Source organism: Streptomyces sp. NPDC028308 (genome assembly GCF_055565855.1).
The window spans coordinates 695,192-717,430 of record NZ_JBVHTO010000002.1; the positions used below are offsets into that span (position 1 = coordinate 695,192).

General features: G+C 73.5%; 17 protein-coding genes. 6 read left to right on the forward strand and 11 right to left on the reverse strand.

Annotation, left to right across the window (positions count from 1 at the left end):
- Positions 1 to 5: 5 nt before the first annotated feature.
- The 3 genes from ACZ4VA_RS07585 to ACZ4VA_RS07595 all read right to left on the reverse strand — a co-directional run bounded on the left by ACZ4VA_RS07585 (position 6) and on the right by ACZ4VA_RS07595 (position 2,857).
- A complete protein-coding gene (locus ACZ4VA_RS07585; RefSeq protein WP_355793156.1) occupies positions 6 to 839 on the reverse strand; it encodes an alpha/beta fold hydrolase in 834 nt (277 codons plus the stop codon).
- Between the two features lie 158 nt (positions 840 to 997).
- The gene (locus ACZ4VA_RS07590; RefSeq protein WP_356239779.1) at positions 998 to 2,194 is read right to left on the reverse strand and encodes a serine hydrolase domain-containing protein; all 1,197 of its coding nucleotides are present in this window, start codon (positions 2,192 to 2,194) and stop codon (positions 998 to 1,000) included.
- 168 nt (positions 2,195 to 2,362) lie between these two features.
- A complete protein-coding gene (locus tag ACZ4VA_RS07595; RefSeq protein WP_356168148.1) occupies positions 2,363 to 2,857 on the reverse strand; it encodes a VOC family protein in 495 nt (164 codons plus the stop codon).
- 171 nt (positions 2,858 to 3,028) lie between these two features.
- On the opposite strand from ACZ4VA_RS07595, the gene ACZ4VA_RS07600 reads away from it, so the two are divergent.
- Positions 3,029 to 3,565 carry an NUDIX hydrolase family protein gene (locus ACZ4VA_RS07600; protein ID WP_355792576.1) on the forward strand — a complete coding sequence of 179 codons (537 nt, stop codon included), beginning with the start codon at positions 3,029 to 3,031 and terminating at the stop codon, positions 3,563 to 3,565.
- Between the two features lie 249 nt (positions 3,566 to 3,814).
- Positions 3,815 to 4,627, forward strand: coding sequence for an SAM-dependent methyltransferase (locus ACZ4VA_RS07605; protein ID WP_356239776.1), 813 nt, complete (start codon positions 3,815 to 3,817; stop codon positions 4,625 to 4,627).
- Between the two features lie 334 nt (positions 4,628 to 4,961).
- On the opposite strand, the gene ACZ4VA_RS07610 is transcribed toward ACZ4VA_RS07605, so the two are convergent.
- A complete protein-coding gene (locus ACZ4VA_RS07610; RefSeq protein WP_355792582.1) occupies positions 4,962 to 5,756 on the reverse strand; it encodes an SDR family NAD(P)-dependent oxidoreductase in 795 nt (264 codons plus the stop codon).
- 152 nt (positions 5,757 to 5,908) lie between these two features.
- Positions 5,909 to 7,390 (reverse strand): serine hydrolase domain-containing protein, encoded by a 1,482-nt coding sequence (locus ACZ4VA_RS07615; RefSeq protein WP_468080272.1) that lies wholly within the window; start codon positions 7,388 to 7,390, stop codon positions 5,909 to 5,911.
- 274 nt (positions 7,391 to 7,664) lie between these two features.
- Between ACZ4VA_RS07615 and ACZ4VA_RS07620 the strand changes: the two genes are divergently transcribed.
- From ACZ4VA_RS07620 to ACZ4VA_RS07635, 4 genes are all read left to right on the forward strand, one after another.
- Positions 7,665 to 10,943, forward strand: a complete 3,279-nt coding sequence (locus ACZ4VA_RS07620) for a family 78 glycoside hydrolase catalytic domain (RefSeq protein WP_468080274.1) — start codon at positions 7,665 to 7,667, stop codon at positions 10,941 to 10,943.
- Between the two features lie 56 nt (positions 10,944 to 10,999).
- Complete coding sequence (locus ACZ4VA_RS07625; protein ID WP_355784522.1) at positions 11,000 to 11,971, forward strand: LLM class F420-dependent oxidoreductase; 972 nt, start codon at positions 11,000 to 11,002, stop codon at positions 11,969 to 11,971.
- A 120-nt stretch (positions 11,972 to 12,091) separates the two neighbouring features.
- Positions 12,092 to 13,306 (forward strand): 4-hydroxybenzoate 3-monooxygenase, encoded by a 1,215-nt coding sequence (locus ACZ4VA_RS07630; protein WP_468080276.1) that lies wholly within the window; start codon positions 12,092 to 12,094, stop codon positions 13,304 to 13,306.
- Positions 13,307 to 13,472: 166 nt separating this feature from the next.
- Positions 13,473 to 15,077, forward strand: a complete 1,605-nt coding sequence (locus tag ACZ4VA_RS07635) for a serine/threonine-protein kinase (RefSeq protein ID WP_468080278.1) — start codon at positions 13,473 to 13,475, stop codon at positions 15,075 to 15,077.
- A gap of 46 nt (positions 15,078 to 15,123) precedes the next feature.
- Here ACZ4VA_RS07635 and ACZ4VA_RS07640 read toward each other — a convergent pair whose 3' ends face one another.
- From ACZ4VA_RS07640 to ACZ4VA_RS07665, 6 genes are all read right to left on the reverse strand, one after another.
- The gene (locus ACZ4VA_RS07640) at positions 15,124 to 16,269 is read right to left on the reverse strand and encodes an RNA polymerase sigma factor (RefSeq protein WP_356239765.1); all 1,146 of its coding nucleotides are present in this window, start codon (positions 16,267 to 16,269) and stop codon (positions 15,124 to 15,126) included.
- A gap of 5 nt (positions 16,270 to 16,274) precedes the next feature.
- On the reverse strand, positions 16,275 to 16,682 hold the full coding sequence (locus ACZ4VA_RS07645; protein WP_355795499.1) for a YciI family protein: 408 nt from the start codon (positions 16,680 to 16,682) through the stop codon (positions 16,275 to 16,277).
- Between the two features lie 316 nt (positions 16,683 to 16,998).
- Positions 16,999 to 17,949: an ATP-grasp ribosomal peptide maturase gene (gene tgmB, locus ACZ4VA_RS07650; RefSeq protein WP_468080281.1), complete on the reverse strand. Its 951-nt coding sequence runs from the start codon at positions 17,947 to 17,949 to the stop codon at positions 16,999 to 17,001.
- 13 nt (positions 17,950 to 17,962) lie between these two features.
- A complete protein-coding gene (gene tgmA / locus ACZ4VA_RS07655; RefSeq protein ID WP_355794446.1) occupies positions 17,963 to 18,157 on the reverse strand; it encodes a putative ATP-grasp-modified RiPP in 195 nt (64 codons plus the stop codon).
- 233 nt (positions 18,158 to 18,390) lie between these two features.
- Entirely contained in the window at positions 18,391 to 20,820 is a 2,430-nt protein-coding gene (locus ACZ4VA_RS07660) for a GH92 family glycosyl hydrolase (protein ID WP_468080283.1), read from the reverse strand.
- Between the two features lie 428 nt (positions 20,821 to 21,248).
- The gene (locus ACZ4VA_RS07665; RefSeq protein WP_355789287.1) at positions 21,249 to 22,232 is read right to left on the reverse strand and encodes an aldo/keto reductase; all 984 of its coding nucleotides are present in this window, start codon (positions 22,230 to 22,232) and stop codon (positions 21,249 to 21,251) included.
- Positions 22,233 to 22,239 lie beyond the last annotated feature (7 nt).

The window sequence follows — 22,239 nt, forward strand, 5'->3', positions numbered from 1 at the left end:
GCGGGTCAGCTCGCGGCGGGTTCGCCCGCCGCCTCCCGTGCCAGCACCTCGCGGAGCGCCTTGGCGAAGTCCTCGGTCCGCTCCATGAACCCGCCGTGGCCGCCGGGGAACTCGACCGGCGGCGTGCCGAGGAGGCCGGCCAGCGCCATGGAGGTCCGGTGGGTGAGCAGCGGCCCGGAGTCCGCGCCGATCCCGACGACGACGCGTCCCGGCGCGGACGTGAGCGCCGCGATGTCGGGGACGTACCGGGTGGTCGCCCGCAGTTCGTGGGCGAAGAAGCGGGCGCTGTCGGCGAGGTCCTGCGCCGAGGGCTCGCCTGACGGCGGGGGCGGCTCCTCGCCCGTGCCCGCGACACCGGAGACGATCATGAACTTCGTCCAGGCGGCCCCCACGCCCTCCTTGTGGAAGGTCGCGATGATGTCCTCGGTGGCGGCGTGCCGCTCGGCGGCGTCGGGCAGGAGGTCCAGTACGGGCGGCTCGTGCGCGACGAGGGTACGCACCCGTCCCGGATGCCGGGCGACCAGCGCGAGGCCGGTCACCGCTCCGCCGCTGCTGCCGAACACGTCGGCGCGCTCCGCCCCGAGCGCGTCGAGCAGGGCGACGGCGTCGTCCGCCCGCAGCTCGGGGGTGGAGTCCTGACCGGGGTCGTCGACGGGGCTGCCCGCGATGCCGCGCGGGTCATGGGTGACGACGGTGTGGTCGCTCGCGAGCGCGTCGGCCAGCGGCGCGAAGGCGGCGGCGGACATCGGGGCTCCCGTCACCAGCAGCAGCGGACCCGAACCTCGGACCTCGTAGTGCAGGCGCGCCCCGGGCACGTCGAGGGTGTGGGTGGTGGTCATGGACGGTCTTCCTTCCGCCGTGCGGCAGCCGCCGCGGTCACGGTGACGAGGGAAAGGACTCCGGCGCGGCCCGGAACTCATCGGAGTGGCCGGCGGCGTCACCGGGCGGCGGCCCTCTCGGGTCCCGGCGCCGGAGCCCGGCGCCGGGACCCGAGCGGTCAGCGGCCCTTGCCGAGCAGCGCGCAGACGAAGTCCTCCTGGACGGCGCGCAGCCGTTCCAGCTGCGCGGGGGCGAGCTCCTTGTTGATCTGGGCGGTCACCGAGAAGGTGAGCGATCGGCTACCGTCCGGCGTGGCGGCGGCCAGTTGCGTGTAGCCGGGGAAGTTGCCGGTGTGGCCGAGCACGACACCGCACCGGGTCGTGTAGCGGAAGAGGGCGAGTCCGGCGCTGTTGCGTCCCGGGCCCGCGGGTTCGGAGGCGCCCTTCACCCAGCGCCGCTGCTCCCGCACGACCTTGCGGCCGTACAGCTCGCCGCCCGCGTAGCCGCGGATGAAGCGGTTCAGGTCGGAGGGCGTGGAGACGATGCCTCCCGAGGCCCAGACGCCGGAGGCACCGAGGACCTCGCTGATGTCCTCGGGGGCGTCGGGCACGCTCACGTCGTAGCCGTGCAGGTAGGGCTTCGGCAGCCGGTAGCCCTGCGGCAGGCTGGTGTCGCGCAGGCCCAGCTTCCGGTACACGAGCTCGTCCAGGAGCCGTTCGTACGTCGTGCCGGTGACGGCCTCGGCCATCAGGGCGACGGCGATGTTGTCGGAGTTGGAGTACCGGTATCGGGAGCCCGGCTTGAAGTCGAGCGGCTCGTCGGCGACGTAGTCGAGCAGCCGGCGGGAGTCGAAGTGGTGCCGGGGGTCGGCGGTCACCGTCTCGCGGAACGCCGGGGCCTGGGTGTAGTCGGGCAGCCCGCTGGTGTGGTTCAGGAGCTGACGGAGCGTCACCGAGCCCCAGGCGCGCGGCAGTCGGGGCAGGCGCTCGCGCAGGGTGTCGTCCAGGGCGAGGTCCTTGCTGTTGACCAGGGTCAGGGCCACCGCCCCGCTGAAGGCCTTGGCGACGCTGGCGATGCGCATGTGGTCGTGTGCGCGCGGCGGTCGGCCGGTGCTCAGATCGGCGGTCCCGGCCCGCAGGACGCGGGTCCCACGGCCGTCGCGCAGCACGGCGATGACTCCCGGCGGGCCGCCCGGGGCCCCGGCGAACTCGTCGATCTCCTGTTGCAGAGCGCGGTCGTCGGGCGCGCTGGGACGGGCACCGGCGGCACTCGGGGTGAGGGCGGTCAGCGCCGCCACGCAGACGGTGACGAGGGCGGCCTTCCGCAGCCGCCGCGGGGTGACGGCGGCAGGGGACGGCAGGGGGCGCAGAGGCATCTCGGCTCCTGAGGGTGGGGACTGAGCCTCCAGCGTCGGCGGCGCGGGCGGTCGCCTGCCCCCGGTGCTGCTGCATACGGCCCAGCGCACGGCCCTGCGAGCGGTACCGTCCGGCTCCGCGGCCGGCGGCCGGCGCACGTCTCGTCGTGGCCGCCGGAGAGGCGGGCCTCAGAGCACGGTCGTGCCGTACATCTCGCCGAGGGGGTCGGCGAGGAGTTCGACGCGGGCGCCGTCGGGGTCGCGGAAGTAGAGGGAGGTACCGCTCTCCTCCTGGTAGTCGACCCCCGCTTCGCCGAGGCGTTCGCGCAGTCGCCGCCAGGTGGTGGGGTCGACGGAGATGGCGAGGTGGTGGAGCCCGCCGAGCACTTCGGCGTACGGGCCGAGGTCGAGGCCGGGGAAGTCGAAGAAGGCCAGCAGGTTGCCGTTGCCCAGATCGAAGAAGAAGTGGGTCGAGCCCTTGTAGTCGCGGTTCTCGATCATCTCCGTGAGCGGGAACCCGAGGACCTCCTGGTAGAAGCGCACGGTGCGCTCCACGTCCGAGGAGAGGAGGGCCACGTGGTGCACGCCGCGGGCGGAGCTCGCCGGGCGGTCCGAGGCCGCCAGGTAGGTCTCCCGGATCCGCGAGCGCTCGGCTTCGACGGCTGCCAGGTCCACAGGTTCCATCGGGGCTCCTCGGTTGTCCACGACCTGGTTGGCAATTCAACCAACTGGCGGGTTCACTCTAGACCTCCGCCGCCCGGTTCGGCAGCACCTGCCCGGCGCGCCGCCGACGCGCCCCCGGTCGGACCCGCGACGTACGGGCCAAGCGGGGGTCACTGAAAGTATGATCAACGAATGTCTGACATGACCGAGACCTCGCCCGGCTGGCTGACTCCCGACGAACTGGACCAGGCCCGCGCCCGGATGCCGATCCTGTACGTCGAGGCCGTCCCCGTGCGCGTCGACGACAGCGGCGAAGTCACCAGCATCGGACTGCTCCTGCGCATCGGCCCCGACGGGACGGTCAGCCGCACCCTCGTCTCCGGCCGGGTGCTGCACCACGAGCGGGTCAGGGACGCCCTCCTGCGCCACCTGGAGAAGGATCTGGGCCCGATGGCACTCCCCCGGGTCCCGGCGTCGCTGCAGCCCTTCACCGTCGCCGAGTACTTCCCCACGCACGGGGTCACGCCGTACCACGACCCTCGCCAGCACGCGGTGTCGCTCGCCTACATCGTCCCGGTGACCGGCGACTGCCGGCCGCGGCAGGACGCACTCGACCTGGTGTGGTTCAGCCCCCAGGAGGCGTCGTCGCAGATGGTTTTGAACGAGATGCCCGGCGGCCACGGCGTCCTGCTCCGGCAGGCCCTGGCCCACGTGGGCTGCCTCTCCTGACGAGTACCCCGGGTTCCCCGCCGTCCCCTACGCGTACGTGAGGGGGCGGCGGTCTCGGCGTCGGCTCGCGTGCGCGGTCGCGAACTGCCGTGCCGTGCCGACCGGTTCGCCGGTCCGCGGGCCCGTCGGGTTCGTGCCGGGGCGGGTCCGGTCCGCGTGATCAAGGGGGCACAATGGCGGCGACGGTCAGGTGCCGCCCCGGCGGCCACACGCGCCCGGACGCCCTCGGGCGCGCAGGAAGGGAACGACATGAGCGACACGCAGCGCCCGACAGGTGCCTCCGGAAGACTGAACACCTCGGTGGCGCACAACGCCCGGGTGTGGAACTACTGGATCGGCGGCAAGGACCACTACGAGGTCGACCAGAAGGTCGGCGAGCAGGTCGCCTCGATGTTCCCGGTGATCCGGGACGTGGCCCGCGCGGACCGCGAATTCCTGGGCCGTGCCGTGCAGTTCCTCGCCGCCGACCTCGGCGTACGCCAGTTCCTCGACATCGGCACCGGCCTGCCGACCCTGGACAACACCCACGACATCGCGCAGCGGATCGCGCCGGACTCGCGGATCGTGTACGTCGACAACGACCCGATCGTGCTCGTCCACGCCCGCTCCCTGCTGACCAGCACCCCCGAGGGCGTCACCGACTACATCGACGCCGACGTGCACAACCCGGACACCATCGTCCGGGGCGCCGCGGACACCCTCGACCTGGAGCGGCCCGTCGCGGTGATGATGCTGGGCATCCTGAACTTCGTCCTGGACACCGACAAGGCGCGGGACATCGTGCGCCGGGTCATGGCGGCCGTCCCGTCGGGCAGTTGCCTCGCGCTGACCCACCCGACGACGGACGCCGACCTCGGCGGCGAGGGCAACGTCGAGGCCATGAAGTTCTGGAACGAGAACGCCACCCCGCCGATCACCGCCCGCACCCGCGAGGAGATCGCCTCCTTCTTCGACGGTCTCGACCTCGTCACCCCGGGTCTCGTGTCCTGCTCCCGGTGGCGTGCGGACTCCGACTCGGCGCCCACGCTCCCGCAGTTCGGCGCCGTCGCCCTCAAGCCTTGATCTTCAGGGACCCGCAGGCGTCCTGGCCGGCCCAAGGGCGCACCACGTAGTGATGAACGACGTCCTGCCCCGGGACGTCGTTCCGCCGGTGATCCGCCAGGGGGTGGGTCCGTAAAGGGCTCCGGTGGCGGCTCGGCGCGGGTGGCTCCCCGGCCGGTGTGCCGCGTCCGTCAGCCGGCGTGGCGCGGGCCGGCCCCGGCGAGGTGTCCGCGCATGTCGTGGCTGTGGAGGCCGAGTTCACCGGCCCGGAAGCGCTTCGACCGCGGCTGCGCACACCGCGACGCCGGGCCCCGCTCAAAGGGGTCCCCGCGTCGCGTCGTTGTCGGCCGGACCGTCAGGGCAGGATCGAGTCGACGTAGCCGCCGTCCACCCGGACGGCGCCCCCGGTGGTGGCCGACGCCTGGTCCGAGCTCAGGTAGACGACGAGGTTCGCGATCTCCTCGGGCTCGATCAGCCGCTGGAGCAGGGACTGCGGGCGGTGTTCGCGCATGAACGCGCGCTGTGCCTCGTCCCAGGGCAGCTCGCGGTCCACGAGTTCGTACACGAAGTCCTCGACGCCGCCAGTGTGCGTGGGGCCGGCGATGACGGAGTTGACCGTGACCCCGGTGCCCGCCGCCTCCTTGGCGAAGCCCCGGCTCACCGCGAGCAGCGCCGTCTTGGACATGCCGTAGTGGATCATCTCGGCCGGGATCACCACCGCCGAGTCGCTCGCGATGTACTGCACGCGCCCCCAGCCCCGCCGCGTCATGCCGGGCAGGTAGGCGCGGGTCAGCCGGACGGCGGCCAGGACGTTCACCTCGAAGTAGCGGCGCCACTCGTCGTCGCTGATCTCCAGGGCCGGCTTGGCACCGAAGATGCCGAGGTTGTTGACCAGGATGTCGACGTCGGGAAGCGTCTCCAGGGCGCTCTCCGCCCCCTCCTCGGTCCCCAGGTCGGCGGCGACCGGGACGAACTCCGCCTGTGGGGCGTCCCCGTTCAGCCGGGCGACGGCCTCCGCGACCCGGCCCTCGTCACGCCCGTTGACACCGACGCGGGCGCCCGCCCGGGCGAGGCCCAGGGCGATGGCCGCCCCGATCCCCTGCGTCGAGCCGGTGACGAGCGCGGTGCGTCCTTCGAGATTCAGCTGCATCAGCACACTCCACTGCCGTGACGGCGCACCCGGGCAGCCGCCGCCGTCCTCGTACGATCATCGGCGATTACCCGTGCATCGGCATGCCATACGTCCGCCCGGCGCGCACGACCGGGGGCGACGCGTGCCGTGCGGGGAGTGCGCCGCCGCCTTCACCCGGATGCGGGGCCGGGGCCGGGGGCCCCCGACGCGGTGTCCCGTCCCGGGGCCCGCAGGGAGGCGAGCGGGCCGCCGTGCAGGGGCACCGTGCGCCAGCGCGCGGTGAACGTACGGGAGGTGAGCGAGCAGGTCACGCTCAGCCGGTGCGGCGTCTCCAGGAACAGGACGTCGGCGCGCAGGGTGTCCGCGTCGCTCCATCCCCCGCTGACCGCGGTGGGCACCGGTCCGCCGTCCGTGGTCCAGCCGGCGCCGCCCAGCCGCAGCCGCAGGAGGGTGCCGTTCTCGTCCAGCGTGAGGGTCCAGCCGTCCCCGTCGGCGTCGACCAGGACGCCCGTCAGCTTCTTCGGCTTGGCGGCGCCCGTATCGTCCGCCGCGGGGGCGAAGCGGGCGCCGGACCACGACTCCGCCCGCGTCCGCGGGGCGCCGTCGCCCGGCACCGGCGCCAGGGCCAGTTCCGCGAGACGCTTGCGCAGGCTCTCGTCGTCGTGGCCGGGAAGCGGGGCCGGACCGAAGGCGGGCAGCAGGTGCCGCCAGACGAGGTTCAGCAGCTCCTGCATCTGTTCTGTCGCCGCGGTCGTCGCCACCACCGCGTCGTGCTCGGGCAGCACGAGACAGAACTGCCCGTACGCCCCGTCACCGCGGTAGCCGTGCCGGGCCCGCCAGAACTGGAACCCGTAGCCCTGCTGCCAGTCCGACTCCCTGCCCTGCGGCGTGCCGTCCCAGGTGGAGACGTGCGCGCGGGTCGCCTCGGCGATCCAGGCCGCCGGGAGCAGCCGCCGCCCCTCCCAGACGCCGTCCTGGAGGTACAGCTGCCCCAGCCGCGCGATCGCGTCGGTCGTGGCGTGCAGTCCGCTGAAGCCGAGGTCCCGGCCGGACGGCCGCTGGATCCACGCCACCTTGCCGATGCCCAGCGGGTCGAAGAGCCGGGGGCGCAGGTACTCCGTCAGCGTGCGGCCGGTGACCCGCTGGACGATCGCGGCGAGGGTGTAGGTGGCGGGCTGGTTGTACGCGAAGACGGTGCCGGGGTCCCGGTCCGGCGGCGTGAGCAGGAAGCCGCGCACCGGCTCCGCGCGATCACGCCTGAACGCCGCGTCGTGGGTCTCGGCGAGGTGTCCGCTGGCCATGGACGCGACGTGCCGCACCAGCATGGCGCGGCTGCGCGGATCGGTGATGTCGGCCTCGAACTCGGGGAAGTACGAGACCACCGGCTCGTCCAGGTCCAACAGCCCTTCGGTGGCGGCGAGTCCGGCGGCCGTGGACGTGAAGCTCTTGCTCAACGAGTAGAGCAGCTGGGGGCGTTCGGGGGTGTAGGGCGCCCACCAGCCGGAGGCCACGAGGCGTCCGTGCCGCAGGATCATCAGGCTGTGCGGCTCGATGCCGGGCGCGGCCTCGACCGCGTCGAGGAAGGCGTGGACACCGGACGCGTCGACGCCCTCGGCGGCGGGACCGCTCTCGGGCAGGGGGCGGGCGCTCATACGGGGCGGCCTCCGGGCGGTTGAGGGACGGCGGACGAGGGGCGGGGCGGGCGCCCCCACGGCGGCGGGGTGCCCCCGCCGCCGCGAACGCCCGCTGCGTGCACACGCCATCCTTCCCGCGCGCCTCCCTGGTGTCCACGCCACCCGTGCACGCCTCTTGAAGGCCGCCACAGCCGGTGCATAGGATCGACGACTACGGAATGAAACGTTTCAATCACCATGGGTCCCTGGCGACGCATGGGCCGAATCCATCGAAATCCACCGAGGGGCACAGATGGCCAAGGGTTGGGACCGCCGGGTCTTCCTGAGAAGTTCCATCGCCGGGGCGGGCGCGTCCGTCGCGCTCGGAGCGGCGGCCGGCACCGCGTCCGCGTCCGAGGACCGGGGCGGCGACGCCGTACGGCCGGGCGGGCTGCGCATCGAACGGACCACCGTCGAGTACGCCGAGACGCTGCTCGGCACCGCGGTCGAACGCCCGCGGCTGACCTGGGAGTTGACGGCCGAGGGGCACGCGGCCCGGCAGACCGCCTACCAGGTGAGGGTCGCGCTGGACGCCGGGGAGCTGCGGCAAGGGCGCCGCCTCGTCTGGGACTCGGGCCGGGTCGCGTCCGACCGTACGGTCGGCGTCGTGTACGCGGGCCCCGCCCTCAAGGCCCGTACCCGCTACCACTGGCAGGTCCGCGTCTGGGACGGCGACGGCCGCCCGTCCGCGTGGAGCACCTCGCGCTGGTGGGAGACAACGATGCCAAAGGACGCCTGGCGAGGTGTCTGGATCGGAGCGGACGCCGCCCCCGAGCCCCCCGGCTTCGAGGGCGCGGCCTGGATCTGGTCGCCGGGCTCGACCGCCGGCTCCTCCCCCACCGGGCCGCGCTGGTTCCGCGGCACGACGACGCTTCCCGCCGGCACCGACGTCCGCCGCGCCACGCTGGTGGCCACCGCCGACGACGACTTCACGCTGTACGTCGGCGGACAGCGGGTGCTGCACCAGGACGAGCGGACGGACGCCTGGCGCACCGGACAGTCCGCGGACGTCACCGGGCAGGTGCGGGCCGCGCCCGGCGGGCGGATGGTGGTGGCCGCGCTCGCCACCAACCGCGGCGCTCCCGCCTCGGTGAACCCGGGCGGGCTGCTCGTCCGGCTGCTCGTCGAGACGGCGGCGGGTGGCACCGTCGAGTTCGTCACCGACGGCGGCTGGCTCTGCGCCGACAGCGAGCAACAGGGCTGGCAGCAGCCGGAGTTCGACGACGGACGGTGGGAGCGGGCGGCCGTGCTCGCCCCCTACGGACAGGGTCCCTGGGGCGACGGCGTGACGGTCCCCGCGCCCGAGCGGCCCGCTCCGCTGCTGCGCCGCGAGTTCGACGTCCCCAAGCCGGTGGCGCGCGCCCGCCTGTACCTCAGCGGGCTCGCCTACTACGACGCCGAACTCAACGGCGTACGGGTCGGCCGCCAGGTCCTCGACCCCGGTTTCACGGACTACGACGAGACCGTGCTGTACGCGGTGCACGACGTGACGGACCGCGTCCGGCGCGGCCGCAACGCGATCGGAGTCACGCTCGGGCGCGGCTTCTTCGGCATGACGACGCCCAACGTGTGGAACTGGCACCGGCCGCCCTGGCACGGCGAGCCCCGGCTGCTGGCCCAGTTGGAGATCGACCACCCGGACGGCTCGCGCACCACGGTCGCCACGGACGGGCGGTGGCGGCTGACCGAGGGCCCCACCCGCTCCAACTCCCTCTACGCGGGCGAGACCTACGACGCCCGCGAGGCACCGGGCGACTGGACGCGCCCCGGGTTCGACGACACCGGCTGGCGGAAGGCACCGCGGCAGCCGGCCCCCAAGGGGACGCTGCGCGCCCAGGGGCACGACCCGATCGAGGTGGTGGAGACCGTGCGCCCGGTGGCCGTGTCGGAGCTGCGGCCGGGTGTGTACGTCGTGGACATGGGGCGCACGATGGCGGGCTGGTCCCGGCTGACCGTCCGGGCGCCCGCCGGGACGACGGTCCGGCTCGTGCACGGCGAGAAGCTGAAGGACGACGGGAGCGTGCACGCGGAGACCGGGCACGTGCCGGGCCGCTTCCAGACGGACGAGTACGTGTGCGCGGGCGGCGGCGAGGAGGTGTGGGAGCCCGCCTTCTCGTACAAGGGTTTCCGCTATGTGCAGGTCAGCGGCCTGCCCGCGAAGCCGGAAGCCTCGCAGGTGCTGGGCCGGGTGGTGCACACCCCGGTCGAACGGACAGGCGCCTTCGCCTGTTCGGAACCGTTCTACGAGCGGCTGGAGGCGGCGATGCGGCGCACGGTCCTGAACAACCTGCATGGCATCCCGACGGACACGCCGATGTACGAGAAGAACGGCTGGACCGGCGACGCCCAGCTCGGCGCGCCCGTCATGGCGTACGCGTTCGGGGTGCACCGCTTCCTGACCAAGTGGCTGGGCGACCTCGCGGACAGCCAGAACGGCGACGGGCAGCTCCCGGTCATCGTCCCCAGCGGCGGCTGGGGCTACGGAGACCTCGGCCCCTCGCCCGAGTGGACGACCGTCTACCCCTTCCTCGTCCGCGAGATGTACCGCGTGTACGGCGACGAGCGGCTCGCCCGGGACCACTGGGAGCCCCTCACCCGCTACCTGGACTGGGAGATCTCACGCCTGGAGGACGGGCTCGCGGTGACCGCCCTCGGCGACTACCTGCCGCCGGGCTACGGCGGCAACCCGCCCGAGGACACCCGGCTCACCGCTACGGCCTATCTGTACCGGGCCCTGACCGGGACGGCGGAACTCGCGGACCTGCTCGACGACAACGATGTCTCCGTCCGCTACCGCAAGGCGGCCGATGAGCTGAAGGAGGCATTCAACGCCGCCTTCCTGAGCCCGGAGGGCCACTACCGCACCGCCAAGGACCCCGGCTACCGCCAGACCAGCAACTGCGTCCCGCTCGCCTTCGGACTCGTCCCGCCCGGCGCCCGGGCGAGCGTCGTGGATTCGCTGCTCGCCGACATCCGCGGGCGCGGCGACCATCTCAACACCGGGGCCCTCGGGACGAGCGTGCTGCTGCGCGAGCTGTCCGCGCAGGGGCACCCCGAGGTGGCGCACGCGATAGCCACCCAGCGCACGTACCCGGGCTGGGGGTACTGGTTCGAGCACGGCGCGGACACCATGTGGGAGATGTGGCCCCTGGACTCCCGCTCCCGGGACCACTACTTCCAGGGCACGGTCGTGCAGTGGCTGTACGAGAACGTGGCGGGACTGCGGCCCGGTGACGCCGGGTACCGGACCTTCACCGTGCGGCCCGACGGCCGTGCGGGCGTGGACTGGGCCCGCACCTCGGTGCGCACGGTCCGGGGCGAGGCGTCCGTCGCGTGGTCCGTCGTCGGCACCGCGCTGCGGCTGTCGGTGCGGGTGCCGGTGGGATCGACGGCCGAGGTCCACGTCCCGGCGGGGGCCCGCTCGGACGTCCGGGAGCCCGAGGGCGCGGCGTTCGTGCGCGCCGAGCCCGGGTTCGTCGTGTACGAGGCGCCGCACGGGAGCTGGGAGTTCGTGGCCCGCGTCGCGGGGTAGCGCCGTACGGGGGAAGGTCCCTGTTTCCGGATCACCGGATCGGGGACCCGTTCCTTATGGTGCAAATCGGATACACGATGATGACGGAGCAAGCCGGCCCCCGTGACCTCGTCGACCACGTGGTACGGGCCGAGCAGGCCGGGTTCGACTTCTCGGTGACCTCGGACCACTACTTCCCGTGGCTGGAGTCCCAGGGCCACTCCCCGTACGCCTGGAGCGTGCTCGGGGCCGCCGCCCAGGCCACTTCGCGGATCCCGCTGATGACGTACGTGACGTGCCCGTCCTTCCGCTACCACCCGGCGGTGGTGGCGCAGAAGGCGGCGACGATGCAGCTGCTGTCCGAGGGCAGGTTCCGGCTGGGCCTCGGTTCCGGCGAGAACCTCAACGAGCACGTGGTGGGCGGGGGTTGGCCCTCGGTCGACGTGCGGCACGAGATGCTGGAGGAAGCGGTCGGCATCATCCGCGACCTGTTCGAGGGCGGCCATGTCACCCGCCGCGGCACGCACTTCGACGTGGAGTCGGCCAAGCTCTGGGACCTCCCGGACCAGGCCCCGCCGATCGGGCTCGCGGTGTCCGGCGAGCGCTCCTGCCGCCTGGCGGGCCGCTTCGCCGACCTCGTGATCGCCACCGAACCCAAGGCGGAGCTCCTCGAGGGCTTCGACCGGCACGGCGGGCAGGGCAAGCCCCGGGTGGGGCAGCTCCCCGTCTGCTTCGACCCGGACCGCGAGGCGGCCGTACAGCGGGCGCACGACCAGTTCCGCTGGTTCGGCAGCGGATGGAAGGTCAACTCGGAGCTTCCGCATCCCCAGTCCTTCGCCGGGGCGACCCAGTTCGTCACGCCGGACGACGTCGCCGAGTCGATTCCGTGCGGGGACGACCCCCAGGCCTTCGTCGAGGCCGTACGCCCCTACGCCGAGGCCGGGTTCACCGAGGTCGCGCTGGTGCAGATCGGCGGCGACTCCCAGCACGCCTTCCTCGACTGGTCGGAGAAGACGCTGCTGCCGGCGCTGCGCGACGCGTTCGCCTGACGCCGTCCGCCGGAGCGGTGCGGACCCCGGCGCGGACACGGCCGCGCCGGGGTCCGCGCGCGAGCCAACCCGCCTGTGCACGGCGGCCGTTCGCGGTGGTGGCGCCGTCATGATGGTCCGGTGAATCCCGCCTCCCCCACTTCCTCCGCCCCGGCCGAGCGCATACCCGTCGTCATCGTCGGCGCGGGTCCGGCCGGTCTCACCGTCGCCAACATCCTGCGGGCCGCGGGCGTCGGCTGCGTGGTCCTGGAGACCGAGAGCAGACAGTTCGTCGAGCAGCGGCCCCGCGCGGGCTTCATCGAGGAGTGGGCCGTGCGTGCCCTGCGCCGGCACGGGCTCGCAGAGCGGCTGGTGGAGCGCGCTCAGCCCCACCACGAGTGCGAGTTCCGGTTCGCGGGCGAGCGGCACAGGTTCCGCTACGCCGAGCCGGCCGGGGACCGCCACTTCGTGTACCCGCAGCCCCTGCTGGTGACGGACCTGGTGCGGGAGTACGCGGACGTGCGGGGCGGCGACATCCGCTTCGGGGTGCGCGACGTGGAGCTGACCGGCATCGAGGGCACGGAGCCCTCGGTGTCGTACACGGACCCCCTGACCGGCGCGCGGCGGCGTGTCGACTGCGCGGTGGTCGCCGGCTGCGACGGGGCCCGCGGGGTGACCCGCCGCCACCTGCCCGCCGAGCACGCGCCCGTCTCCCGCTTCGAGTACGGGGTGGGCTGGCTGGCGCTGCTCGCCGAGGCGCCCCCGTCCTCGGACTGCGTGGTGTTCGGCATCCACCCGCGCGGTTTCGCCGCCCACATGGCCCGCAGCCCCGAGGTCACCCGCTACTACCTGGAGTGCCCGCCCGGGGACGACCCGGAGAACTGGTCCCACGAGCGGGTCTGGGCCGAGCTGCACGCGCGGCTGGCCGTCCCGGGGGCCGCTCCCCTCACCGAGGGCCGGCTCATCGAGAAGCGGGTGCTCGACATGCACAACTACGTGGTGGAGCCGATGTCGTACGGGCGACTGTACCTCGCGGGGGACTCGGCCCATCTCGTCGCGCCGATCGCCGCCAAGGGCATGAACCTGGCCCTGCACGACGCTTTCCTGCTCGCCGACGCGCTCATCGCGTTCTGCGGGGAGGGAGACGACAGCGGCCTGCGCGGCTACTCGGCGGCTTGCCTGCGGCGGGTGTGGGAGTACCAGGAGTTCTCGCGGTGGTTCGCGGAGCTGCTGCACGGCCCCTCCTCCGGCGACCCCTTCCGCGCGGGTGCCGCCGCGGCCCGGCTGCGTCGCCTGCTGCGCTCCCCCGCCGCGGGCGCCGCCTTCGCCGAGTCGTACATCGGCGCCACGCCGTAGCGTCACCCTTTGGCCATCGCCTGGCGCGAGTTGTCCGCACGCCTGCTCGAAGCGCGCCGTCCGGGACGAACCCGGCCGCCCAAATCGCGTCCGCGTTGAACGCCGGGCGCCGCCCCCGCCGTACAACCGGGAAAGGCGTGAGACCGGTGCGCAGCGAGGGATGACCATGACCGAAGGGCAAGCCAGCACACAGGAGTTGATCGCCGGACGGTACCGGCCCGAGGAGGTCGTGCACCGGGAGGAGGGCCGGACGGGACTGCGCGGTCAGGACGTCCGCTTCCGGCGGCCGGTCTCCCTGACCGAATCGCGGCACGGCACGGGCGCACGCCCCGGCACCGCCCGCATCCTGCGCGAGTCCGAGAGCATGGAGCTGGCCTGCCCCGGCCGGGTCGCCACCGTCCTCGACGTCGTCGAGGAGAACGGCGCGCTGTGGACGGTCATGGACCGGATCGACGGCACCCCGCTGAGCGACCTGCTGCGGCAGGGGCCGGTCAGCTACGTCCGGGCCGCCCGCACGGGCCTCGCGATCCTCGACGTCCTCGCGGCGGCCCACCGCGAGGGCATCACGCACGGCGACCTCAGTCCCGGGCAGGTGTTCGTGCGCGGCGACGGAGGGGTGCTCGTCGCCGGTTTCGGCTTGCTGGGCGCCGCTGCCTCGCCTCGCGTCACCGCGCCGTCGTACGCCTCCCCCGAGCAGGCGCGCGGCGAGGGAGCCGGGCCCGCGTCGGACCTGTGGGCGCTCGGGGCGATCCTCTACACGATGGTGGAGGGGCGTCCGCCCGTGCGGGACCGCGGCCCGGTCGAGGCGACCCTGCGGGCGGTCGACCTGCTGCCCATCCGCTCCCCGCAGAACGCCGGACCGCTCGGCCCCGCCGTCCAGGGGCTGCTCCGCAAGGACCCGCAGGAACGGCTGCCCGAGCCGGTGGTGCGCGCGGCGTTCACCCGCATCCTGCGCGAGGACCCCGGGGAGCCCGGGCCGGACGCGCCGCTGCCCTGTCTGCGCGACGCCTACGCGGCCGCCTGGCGCACCGGCCGGGTGTGGGGCAGACGCACCGTGGGCCGGCCGGTGCTGCTGGGCGTTCTTGCGCTGGCCGTGACCGGTGCCTCGCTCGCCGCCCTCGCCCTCACCGGCGGCGGCCAGGACGGCGGTCCCTCCGCGTCCCGCCCCGAGCCGTCCCGCCCGGCCGCCGGCGGGAACGCGCCCACCGTGCCGCCCACCGCGCGGTCCTCCGCGCCGCCCACCTCGTCCGGGCCGTCCTCTCCCGCGCCCTCCGTCTCACCCTCCCGGCCCGACCGGAGCGGTCCGCCCGCCGGCTTCCGCCGCTACGACGCGCCCGAGGGGTTCTCTATCGCCCTGCCCACCGGCTGGCGGCCGGTCGACCGGGACAGCGCCTCCGACGCCTCCTACCGGGTGACGTTCGGCGCGTCCGGCGATCCGCGCACGCTGGCGGTCACCTACAGCGAGCGGCTCGGGCCGGACCCCGTCGGTGTCTGGCGGGACCTGGAGCCCTCCCTGAAGCGGACGTCCGTCGACTACCAACGGGTGGGCGCCATCCGCTCCGTCGACTACCGCGGCCTGGACGCGGCGGACATGGAGTGGCTGTCCGAATCCTCCGGCGTCCGCGAGCGCACCCTCGGCCGCGGCTTCCTCACCGGGCCGGGCCGCGGTTTCTCCTTCCGCTGGACGACCCCGGCCGCCGACTGGGACGACACCGCGAACCGGCGTGCGCTGGACGTCTTCCTGCGCACCTTCCGCGCCTCCGCCGGGTGAGACACGACCCGCCGCCCGTACGCTCCCCGCGTCCGCCGTGCGGTGTTCACCCGCGCAGGCGGGCGTTGAGCCGGGCCGCCTGGCGGGTGAGGTGCTCGCGCTCCGGCAGGCTGGTGGCCGACCGGGCGGCCTCCGCGTAGAGCCGTGCCGCGGTGGCGGTGTCGCCGTCCCGCTCGTGCAGATAGGCCGCGACGGCCGTGTGGCGCGGCAGGGCGGGGTCGAGGTCCGCCAGGGCCGCAAGGCCGGCCCGGGGGCCGTCGGCCTCGCCGACCGCGACGGCACGGTTGAGGCGGGCCACCGGGCTGCCGGTGAGGGCCACCAACTCGTCGTACCACTCGACGATCTGCACCCAGTCGGTCTCCTCGGCCGAGGGGGCGTCGGCGTGCAGCGCGGCGATGGCGGCCTGCGCCTGGAACTCGCCCAGCCGGTCGCGGGCGAGCGCCGCCTGGAGCACGCCAACCCCCTCGGCGATCAGCCGGGTGTCCCACAGGCCGCGGTCCTGCTCGGCGAGCGGCACGAGAGCGCCGTCGGGGCCGGTCCGCGCCGGGCGCCGGGCGTGGTGCAGCAGCATGAGCGCGAGCAGGCCCGCGACCTCCTCGTCGGGGATCCGGGCCGCCAGCTCGCGGGTGAGCCGGATCGCCTCGGCGGCGAGGTCGACGTCGCCGGAGTACCCCTCGTTGAAGACCAGGTAGAGCACCCGGAGCACGGTGCCGACGTCGCCGGGGCGGTCGAAGCGGACGCCGGAGACCGTCCGCTTGGCCCTGCTGATCCGCTGGGCCATCGTCGCCTCCGGCACGAGGTAGGCCCGCGCGATCTGCCGGGTGGTCAGGCCGCCGACCGCGCGCAGGGTGAGCGCGACGGCCGAGGCCGGCGTCAGGGAGGGGTGCGCGCACAGGAAGTACAGCTGGAGCGTGTCGTCCACCGCCTCGCCCGGGCCGGGTGCGGGCTCGACCTCGACGCGCACCTCGCGGTGGCGCCGGGAGGCGTCGGCGCGGGCCGCGTCGAGGAACTTGCGCCACGCCACGGTGACCAGCCAGCCCTTGGGGTCCCGGGGCAGGTCCTCCGGCCACCGGCGCACCGCCTCGACCAGGGCGTCCTGCACGGCGTCCTCGGCCGCCGCGAAGTCGGCTCCGCGGCGGACGAGGACACCGATCACCGCCGGGGTGAGGGTCCGCAGCAGTGCCTCGTCCACGCGTCTCACTCCGTGATGGTCGGCGGCGCGGCCATCACCGGACGCACCTCCAGCCACTCGTGGATGGGTCTGCCGCCCGCGCCCGGGGCCGCGGACAGCTCGCCGGCCAGTTCGAGCGCCCGCTCGTGGGTCTCGACGTCGATCATGATCCAGCCGGCGATCAGGTCCTTGGTCTCCGCGAACGGGCCGTCGGTGACCGGGGGCCGCCCCTCGCCGTCGTGGCGGACGAACATGCCCTCCGGGGAGAGGGCCTGGACGTCGACGAGCTCCCCGGTGCGCTCCAGGCGGGCCGCGAAGTCCTGCATGTACCGGACGTGGGCCGTGACCTCCTCCGGCGTCCACTGGTCCATCGGCACGTCGTTGACCGGCGAGGGCGCGCCCCGGTAGTGCTTCAGCAGCAGGTACTTGGCCATGGTGTTCTCCTCGGTGCGCCACGGCCGTTGTGACCGTGTCCACTGCGGGGACGCAGCAGGGACGGGGATCTCGACACGCGCCCCGAGGTCATTCTGTTCCCGTTCGCCGGTGATCCGGGGACGCCCGCACCGGCGGTGTCGGTCGCGCCGCGCCACAGGCACAGCCGTACGGGCGGCACGGCCCTCGCGCGCCGGGCGTCAACCGACTCCGTCCGCGTCTGGAAGCGGCGCGGGAGAGGCGCCAGGCCGAGATGATGCTGTCGCGGTCCACGGGAGAGCACGCGCGCACCTGACGGGCCGTGAGCGGCCGTGCCGCTCAGTCCGTCCGGGTGTCGGAGCCGGGTCTTCGGTAGGCCAGCCAGAGGGCGACCGCCTCGGCGATGGGCTGCCCGGTCTCCAGCTCGACGAAGCCGAACTGCCCGCCCTGGTTGCACTCCAGGAACCACCAGAGGCCCTCGGCGTCCTCCGCGAAGTCGAAGGCCGCGTAGGCGAGCCCGGTGAACGCCATGTACTCCTGGACCGACTTGGCGACGCGGTCCGGCACGGAGGTGGTCTCCCAGAGGTGGCCGGTGTCGCCGTAACGCCCGTCGATCTGCCCGGGCGCGGCGGTCTTCCGGGCGGCGAACAGCCGCAACCCGACACAGGTCAGCCGGATGTCGGCCCGCTTGGGGACGTAGCGCTGGAGCAGCGCGGGTCCTGCCGCCACGCCGGAGAAGTCCGCGTCGGGCCCGATCAGCGTGGTCGGCAGGGACACCGTCGGGTCCCCGGGCGGCGGTCCCGACGCGGACTTCACCACCACGTCGCGGTACTCCTCCGCGAACTGCTGCGCCACACGCGGCGCGGTGGTGACGACCGTCGGCGGCACCGCGAAGCCGCTGAGGTGGGCGACGCGCAGCTGCCACGGCTTGTGCCGGGCCTGCTCGGCGCTGCCGGGGTGGTTCATCCAGCGGGTGACGGCCGAGTAGAGCATGCCGAACAGGGCCTGCCGGGTCTCGGCGGTGAGCCACGGCGAGGCATGGGCCGCGTGGGCGGCCGGTTCACCCGGCCGCCGCACCCACACCGAGCGCAGGCCCGTCATGCTGAGCACATGGCCGTTCACGGACAGGTGGCCCTCGAAGTCGCCGTGCGCGTAGTCGGCGGACAGGACCGCCTTGTCGGGGAGGTCGGCGGGGTCGAGCCGTACCACCGGGACACCGCGTGCGTTCAGTTCGGCCACCACCATGTCGGCGGTGACATCCTCCTCGGCGGTGAGGACCAGGACCGTCATCCGCGGCGGTCCGTCAGTCGTCGAAGTGCGTCTGGGAACCGGCGGTGGAGGTCGTGGTCCCCGCGGCCATCAGCAACGCACGGTCACTGACCGCCGGGCGTCCGTCCGGCAGCACGTTCAGCTGCAGGGAGGCGTCGAAGTGGTACGGAGGCAGGGCGGCCGCCGGTTGCCCTGTGGGCAGGGCGTAGTTGAGCGTGAACGGTCGCACGAAGAACCTCCCGCGGTCTGACGATGCCTCTATGCACACCGGTACGTGTATCCCTTGTAAGGAATTCATCACTGTCCGACACATGAACGTGAAGGCCGTCACACCGCGGGCTCGCGACGCACACCGTGCGGCGTCCTTCGAAAGCTTGAACGCCGTTACGGACAGGTTCAGTTCCCGTCCCGGGGGTGCGGCTCCATGAGAACACGCTGAGTGTCCGCACGGAGCCGCAGCGGTCACCGCGGCAGACCGGCGAGGTCGGTGCCCCACGAGGTGTTGGGCCGCTCGGCGAGCCGGTAGGTGAGCGTGCCGCCCCTCTTCACCAGGCCGGCCCCCGCCCATGAGCGGTTCGTGGTGCGGCCGTCGAGCCTTACGGCGCCGACGTACGGGTGCGCCGCGTCGGCGTCGGGGGCCTCGACGGTGATGCCGGTCCCGCCCGGCCGGTCGACGACCGCCTCCGGGAACAGCGGGGCGCCCAGCAGCATCGCGCCGCTGCCCGGGGTCTGCGGGTAGAGCCCGAGCGCGGAGAAGACGTACCAGGCGGACATGGTGCCCAGGTCGTCGTTGCCCGGCAGTCCCGCGGGACCGGTGCCGTAGACGGTGTCGAGGATCTGCCGCACGGTCGCCTGGGTCTTCCAGGGCTGTCCGAGGGCGTTGTAGAGCCAAGGGGCGTGGATGCCGGGCTCGTTGGTGGGGTCGTAGCGGAGCGGGTCGCCGCCGCGCACCGACCACGCGCCGTCCGCCGTGTGGAAGAACCCGTCGAGGCGTTCGGCGGCACGCTCCCGGCCGCCCATGGCCGCGGCCAGCCCCTGGACGTCCTGCGGCACCATCCAGGTGTACGTGGCGCTGGTGCCCTGCGCGAAGCCGCGGTCGCTGCCCGGGCTGAACGGCGTCACCCACGATCCGTCGAGATTCCGGGCCTGGACGTAACCGGCGTCGGCCGTGGCGTCGCGGTTGAAGACGTTGCGCCAGTAGCCGCCCCGTTCGGCGAAGGCGGCCGCCTCCTCGTCGCGGCCCAGCAGCTTCGCCCACTTCGCCAGCGCGGAGTCGGCCACGGCGTCCTCCAGGGTCTCGGCGGCACCGCCCCAGCAGTGGCAGACGTCCTGGGCCGCGTAGTGCGAGCCGAGGTACTGGGCCAGGTTGGGGCGCTGGCCCACGCACTGCCCGGGGCAGCCGGCGTCGGAGAGTCCGTCCGCGTGCGGCACGGTGGCCTGGCGCGCGAGCGACTCGAAGGCTCCCTCGTAGTCGAAGTCGCGGACGCCCATCGCGTAGAAGGTGGCCAGGGTGGCCGCCGACGGGTCGCCGGTCATGACGTGGGTGGCGCCGCTGACGTGCACCCAGCGGTCCCACACCCCGCCGTTCTGCCCGGCGAAGTTGAACAGCGACTGGGCGAAGTCGCCGGCGATCCTCGGCTTGAGCAGGGCGAGCAGCTGGATCTGCGCCCGGTACTGGTCCCAGCCCGAGAAGTTGCTGTACTGGGCCCGCTGGCCGCGTGCCAGGCGGTGCACCTCGGCGTCCATGCCGTGGTAGCGGCCGTCGGCGTCGCTGATGAGGTTCGGCTGCATGAGGGAGTGGTAGAGCGCCGTGTAGAACGTGGTGCGCCGCGCGGTGCTGCCGCCCGCGACGCGCACGGTGCTCAGTTCGCGGTTCCAGGCGTCGGCGCCCGCACGGGCCACGTCGTCGACGCTCGCCCGCGGGGGTATCTCGCCGCGGAGGTTGGCCTCGGCGCCGTCGAGGCTGACGTAGGAGATGCCGATCCGCATCCGGACATCGTTGTCAGAGCGCGTGTCGAAGCCGACGTAGCCGCCGGAGCCGCGGCCGGCGCGGTCCGCTCCCGTGGCGTACCCCTCGCCCCCGGAGGCGGAGGTGGAGCCCGCCGAGAGCGTGTTGTCCTTCCAGGTGCCGACGGAGGAGAAGGCCCGGTCGAACGAGGCGCTGAAGTACAGCTTGTAGTAGCTCTTACGGTTGTTGGTCCCGCCGTTGGCGCGGCGGCCGCAGAAGGCGCCGGTGAGCACCCAGCCGGTGACCTTGCGGTGCGCGGTGTCGATGTCGACGTGCGCGTCCTCGCTGCCGTTGAGGGAGTTGGAGACGCGGAACAGCAGGTTGGCGGGACGGCCGGCCGGAAAGCTGAAGTCGGCGACGCCGGCCCGCTTGCCGACGGCCAGGTCCGCGCCGGCCCCGGACTTGAGACCGAGGGTGTAGCGCCCCGGTACGGCCTTCTCGTCGGCGTGCGCGAAGTCGGCCGCGTAGACGGCGTCCTTGGTGTCCGCCGAGGGCGAGGACGTCACGTCGCCGACGAACGGCATGATCGGGACGTCGCCCGCGGCGCCCGGGTTGCAGCCGGCGCCGTTGACGTGGGTCAGGCTCAGCCCGCGGATGCGGGTGGCGTCGTACTGATAGCCGTTGGCGGCCCCGGTGCTGGTCTGGTCGCCGGTGGTGCTGGTCGGGGACCAGGCGATCATCCCGTACGGGAGGGTCGCGCCGGGGTAGGTGTTGCCGCCGTTCGCCGAGCCGATCAGCGGGTCGACGTAGGAGACCGGCCGGTCGGCCGGGCGGGCCGCCGCGACGGCCGGGGACGGAACGGCCAGGGCCAGGGCGCTGGTCACGAGGAGGGCGGCCGATCGGATGCCGAGCCGTCTCGCCGTACGCAGCCATGGTGGGCGCATGTGCGGTGTCGCCTTCCGACGGTGGAGCGGTGCAGGACAGGTCCAACGGGCCCGCACCCGACGGCTTTCGGGCGGCGGCCCGACGCGAGGATAGAAGGCTCCGCGAAGTGCGGGAAGCGACGGGCGCGTCCGGACGGTGACACCGTGGTGAACGACCGGGTCCGGGGCCGGCGTGACGCACGTGCTCTGGCGGTACGCCCGCGAGGTCCGGTCACCTGGATGCGGGGCGTGCGCGACGTCCGGTGGACGCTGTGCGCCTGCCACGTCCGGTCACCTGGATGCGGGGCGCCTGCGGTGGGTCCTCGCGCGGGAGCGGTTCGGGCCGACGTCCGCTCAGGGAGTCGGCAGGGGGAAGCCACTCAGGTCGGGACGACGGGAAAGAGGCGGCTCCGGGTGGAGCCGCCTCCTCGGTTTCGGGCGAGGAACCGCTACCAGCGGCCCTCGACCTGCTCCTTGATCCGGCGCTCGTACAGCTCACCGATCGCGTCGAGCGTCTGCGCGGACAGCTCCGGCAGCTTGGCGGCGGTGGCGTTGGCGCGGGCCTGCTCCGGGGAGCGGGCACCCGGGATCACGGTGGTCACGCCGGGCTGCTGCACGATCCAGCGGAGCGCGAGCTGGGCCGGGGTGAAGCCCTCCGGGGCGAGCGCGGAGAACTCGGCCGCGGCTTCCACGCCGGTGGCGAAGTCGACGCCGGAGAAGGTCTCGCCCTGGTCGAAGGCCTCACCGTGCCGGTTGAAGGTCCGGTGGTCGTTCTCGCCGAACACGGTGTCCTTCGTGTACTTGCCCGACAGCAGGCCGGAGGCCAGCGGGACGCGCGCGATGATGCCGACGCCGGCCGCGGCCGCCGCAGGCAGCACCTCACGGAGCGGCTTCATGCGGAAGGGGTTGAGGATGATCTGGACGCTCGCCACGTTCGGGCGGGCGATCGCCGTCAGCGCCTCCTGGCACGTCTCGACGCTCACGCCGTACGCGGCGATCCGCTCCTCCTCGACCAGGGTGTCGAGGGCGTCGAACACCTCGTCGGAGGAGTACACGGGGGTCGGGGGGCAGTGCAGCTGCACCAGGTCGATGCGGTCGACGCCGAGGTTGCGCCGTGACCGGTCGTTCCAGGCACGGAAGTTGTCGAGGACGTAGTTCTCGGGGATCTGGTCGACACGGCGGCCCATCTTGGTCGCGACCAGCACGTGCAGGTCCTGCCTGCCGCGCAGGAAGGTGGCGATCGTCTGCTCGCTGCGTCCGTCGCCGTACACGTCGGCCGTGTCGAAGAAGGTGACCCCCGACTCCGCCGCCGCCTCCAGCACGGCGAGGGCGTCCTTGTCGTCCACGTCGCCCCAGTCCGCGCCCAGCTGCCACGTGCCGAGGCCGATGACGGATGCGTGCTGTCCTGACCTGCCGAATTCGCGCTCGTTCATGGCGTCA

What these genes read in the sequence shown, in the direction of transcription:
- ACZ4VA_RS07620 (WP_468080274.1), top strand. Translation starts at nt 7,665, where the DNA reads ATGGCCAAGGGTTGGGACCGCCGGGTCTTCCTGAGAAGTTCCATCGCC.
- ACZ4VA_RS07585 (WP_355793156.1), bottom strand. Translation starts at nt 839, where the DNA reads ATGACCACCACCCACACCCTCGACGTGCCCGGGGCGCGCCTGCACTAC.
- ACZ4VA_RS07595 (WP_356168148.1), bottom strand. Translation starts at nt 2,857, where the DNA reads ATGGAACCTGTGGACCTGGCAGCCGTCGAAGCCGAGCGCTCGCGGATC.
- ACZ4VA_RS07625 (WP_355784522.1), top strand. Translation starts at nt 11,000, where the DNA reads ATGGTGCAAATCGGATACACGATGATGACGGAGCAAGCCGGCCCCCGT.
- ACZ4VA_RS07660 (WP_468080283.1), bottom strand. Translation starts at nt 20,820, where the DNA reads ATGCGCCCACCATGGCTGCGTACGGCGAGACGGCTCGGCATCCGATCG.
- ACZ4VA_RS07645 (WP_355795499.1), bottom strand. Translation starts at nt 16,682, where the DNA reads ATGGCCAAGTACCTGCTGCTGAAGCACTACCGGGGCGCGCCCTCGCCG.
- ACZ4VA_RS07605 (WP_356239776.1), top strand. Translation starts at nt 3,815, where the DNA reads ATGAGCGACACGCAGCGCCCGACAGGTGCCTCCGGAAGACTGAACACC.
- ACZ4VA_RS07665 (WP_355789287.1), bottom strand. Translation starts at nt 22,232, where the DNA reads ATGAACGAGCGCGAATTCGGCAGGTCAGGACAGCACGCATCCGTCATC.
- ACZ4VA_RS07590 (WP_356239779.1), bottom strand. Translation starts at nt 2,194, where the DNA reads ATGCCTCTGCGCCCCCTGCCGTCCCCTGCCGCCGTCACCCCGCGGCGG.
- ACZ4VA_RS07635 (WP_468080278.1), top strand. Translation starts at nt 13,473, where the DNA reads ATGACCGAAGGGCAAGCCAGCACACAGGAGTTGATCGCCGGACGGTAC.
- ACZ4VA_RS07610 (WP_355792582.1), bottom strand. Translation starts at nt 5,756, where the DNA reads ATGCAGCTGAATCTCGAAGGACGCACCGCGCTCGTCACCGGCTCGACG.
- ACZ4VA_RS07615 (WP_468080272.1), bottom strand. Translation starts at nt 7,390, where the DNA reads ATGAGCGCCCGCCCCCTGCCCGAGAGCGGTCCCGCCGCCGAGGGCGTC.
- tgmB (WP_468080281.1), bottom strand. Translation starts at nt 17,949, where the DNA reads ATGACGGTCCTGGTCCTCACCGCCGAGGAGGATGTCACCGCCGACATG.
- ACZ4VA_RS07600 (WP_355792576.1), top strand. Translation starts at nt 3,029, where the DNA reads ATGTCTGACATGACCGAGACCTCGCCCGGCTGGCTGACTCCCGACGAA.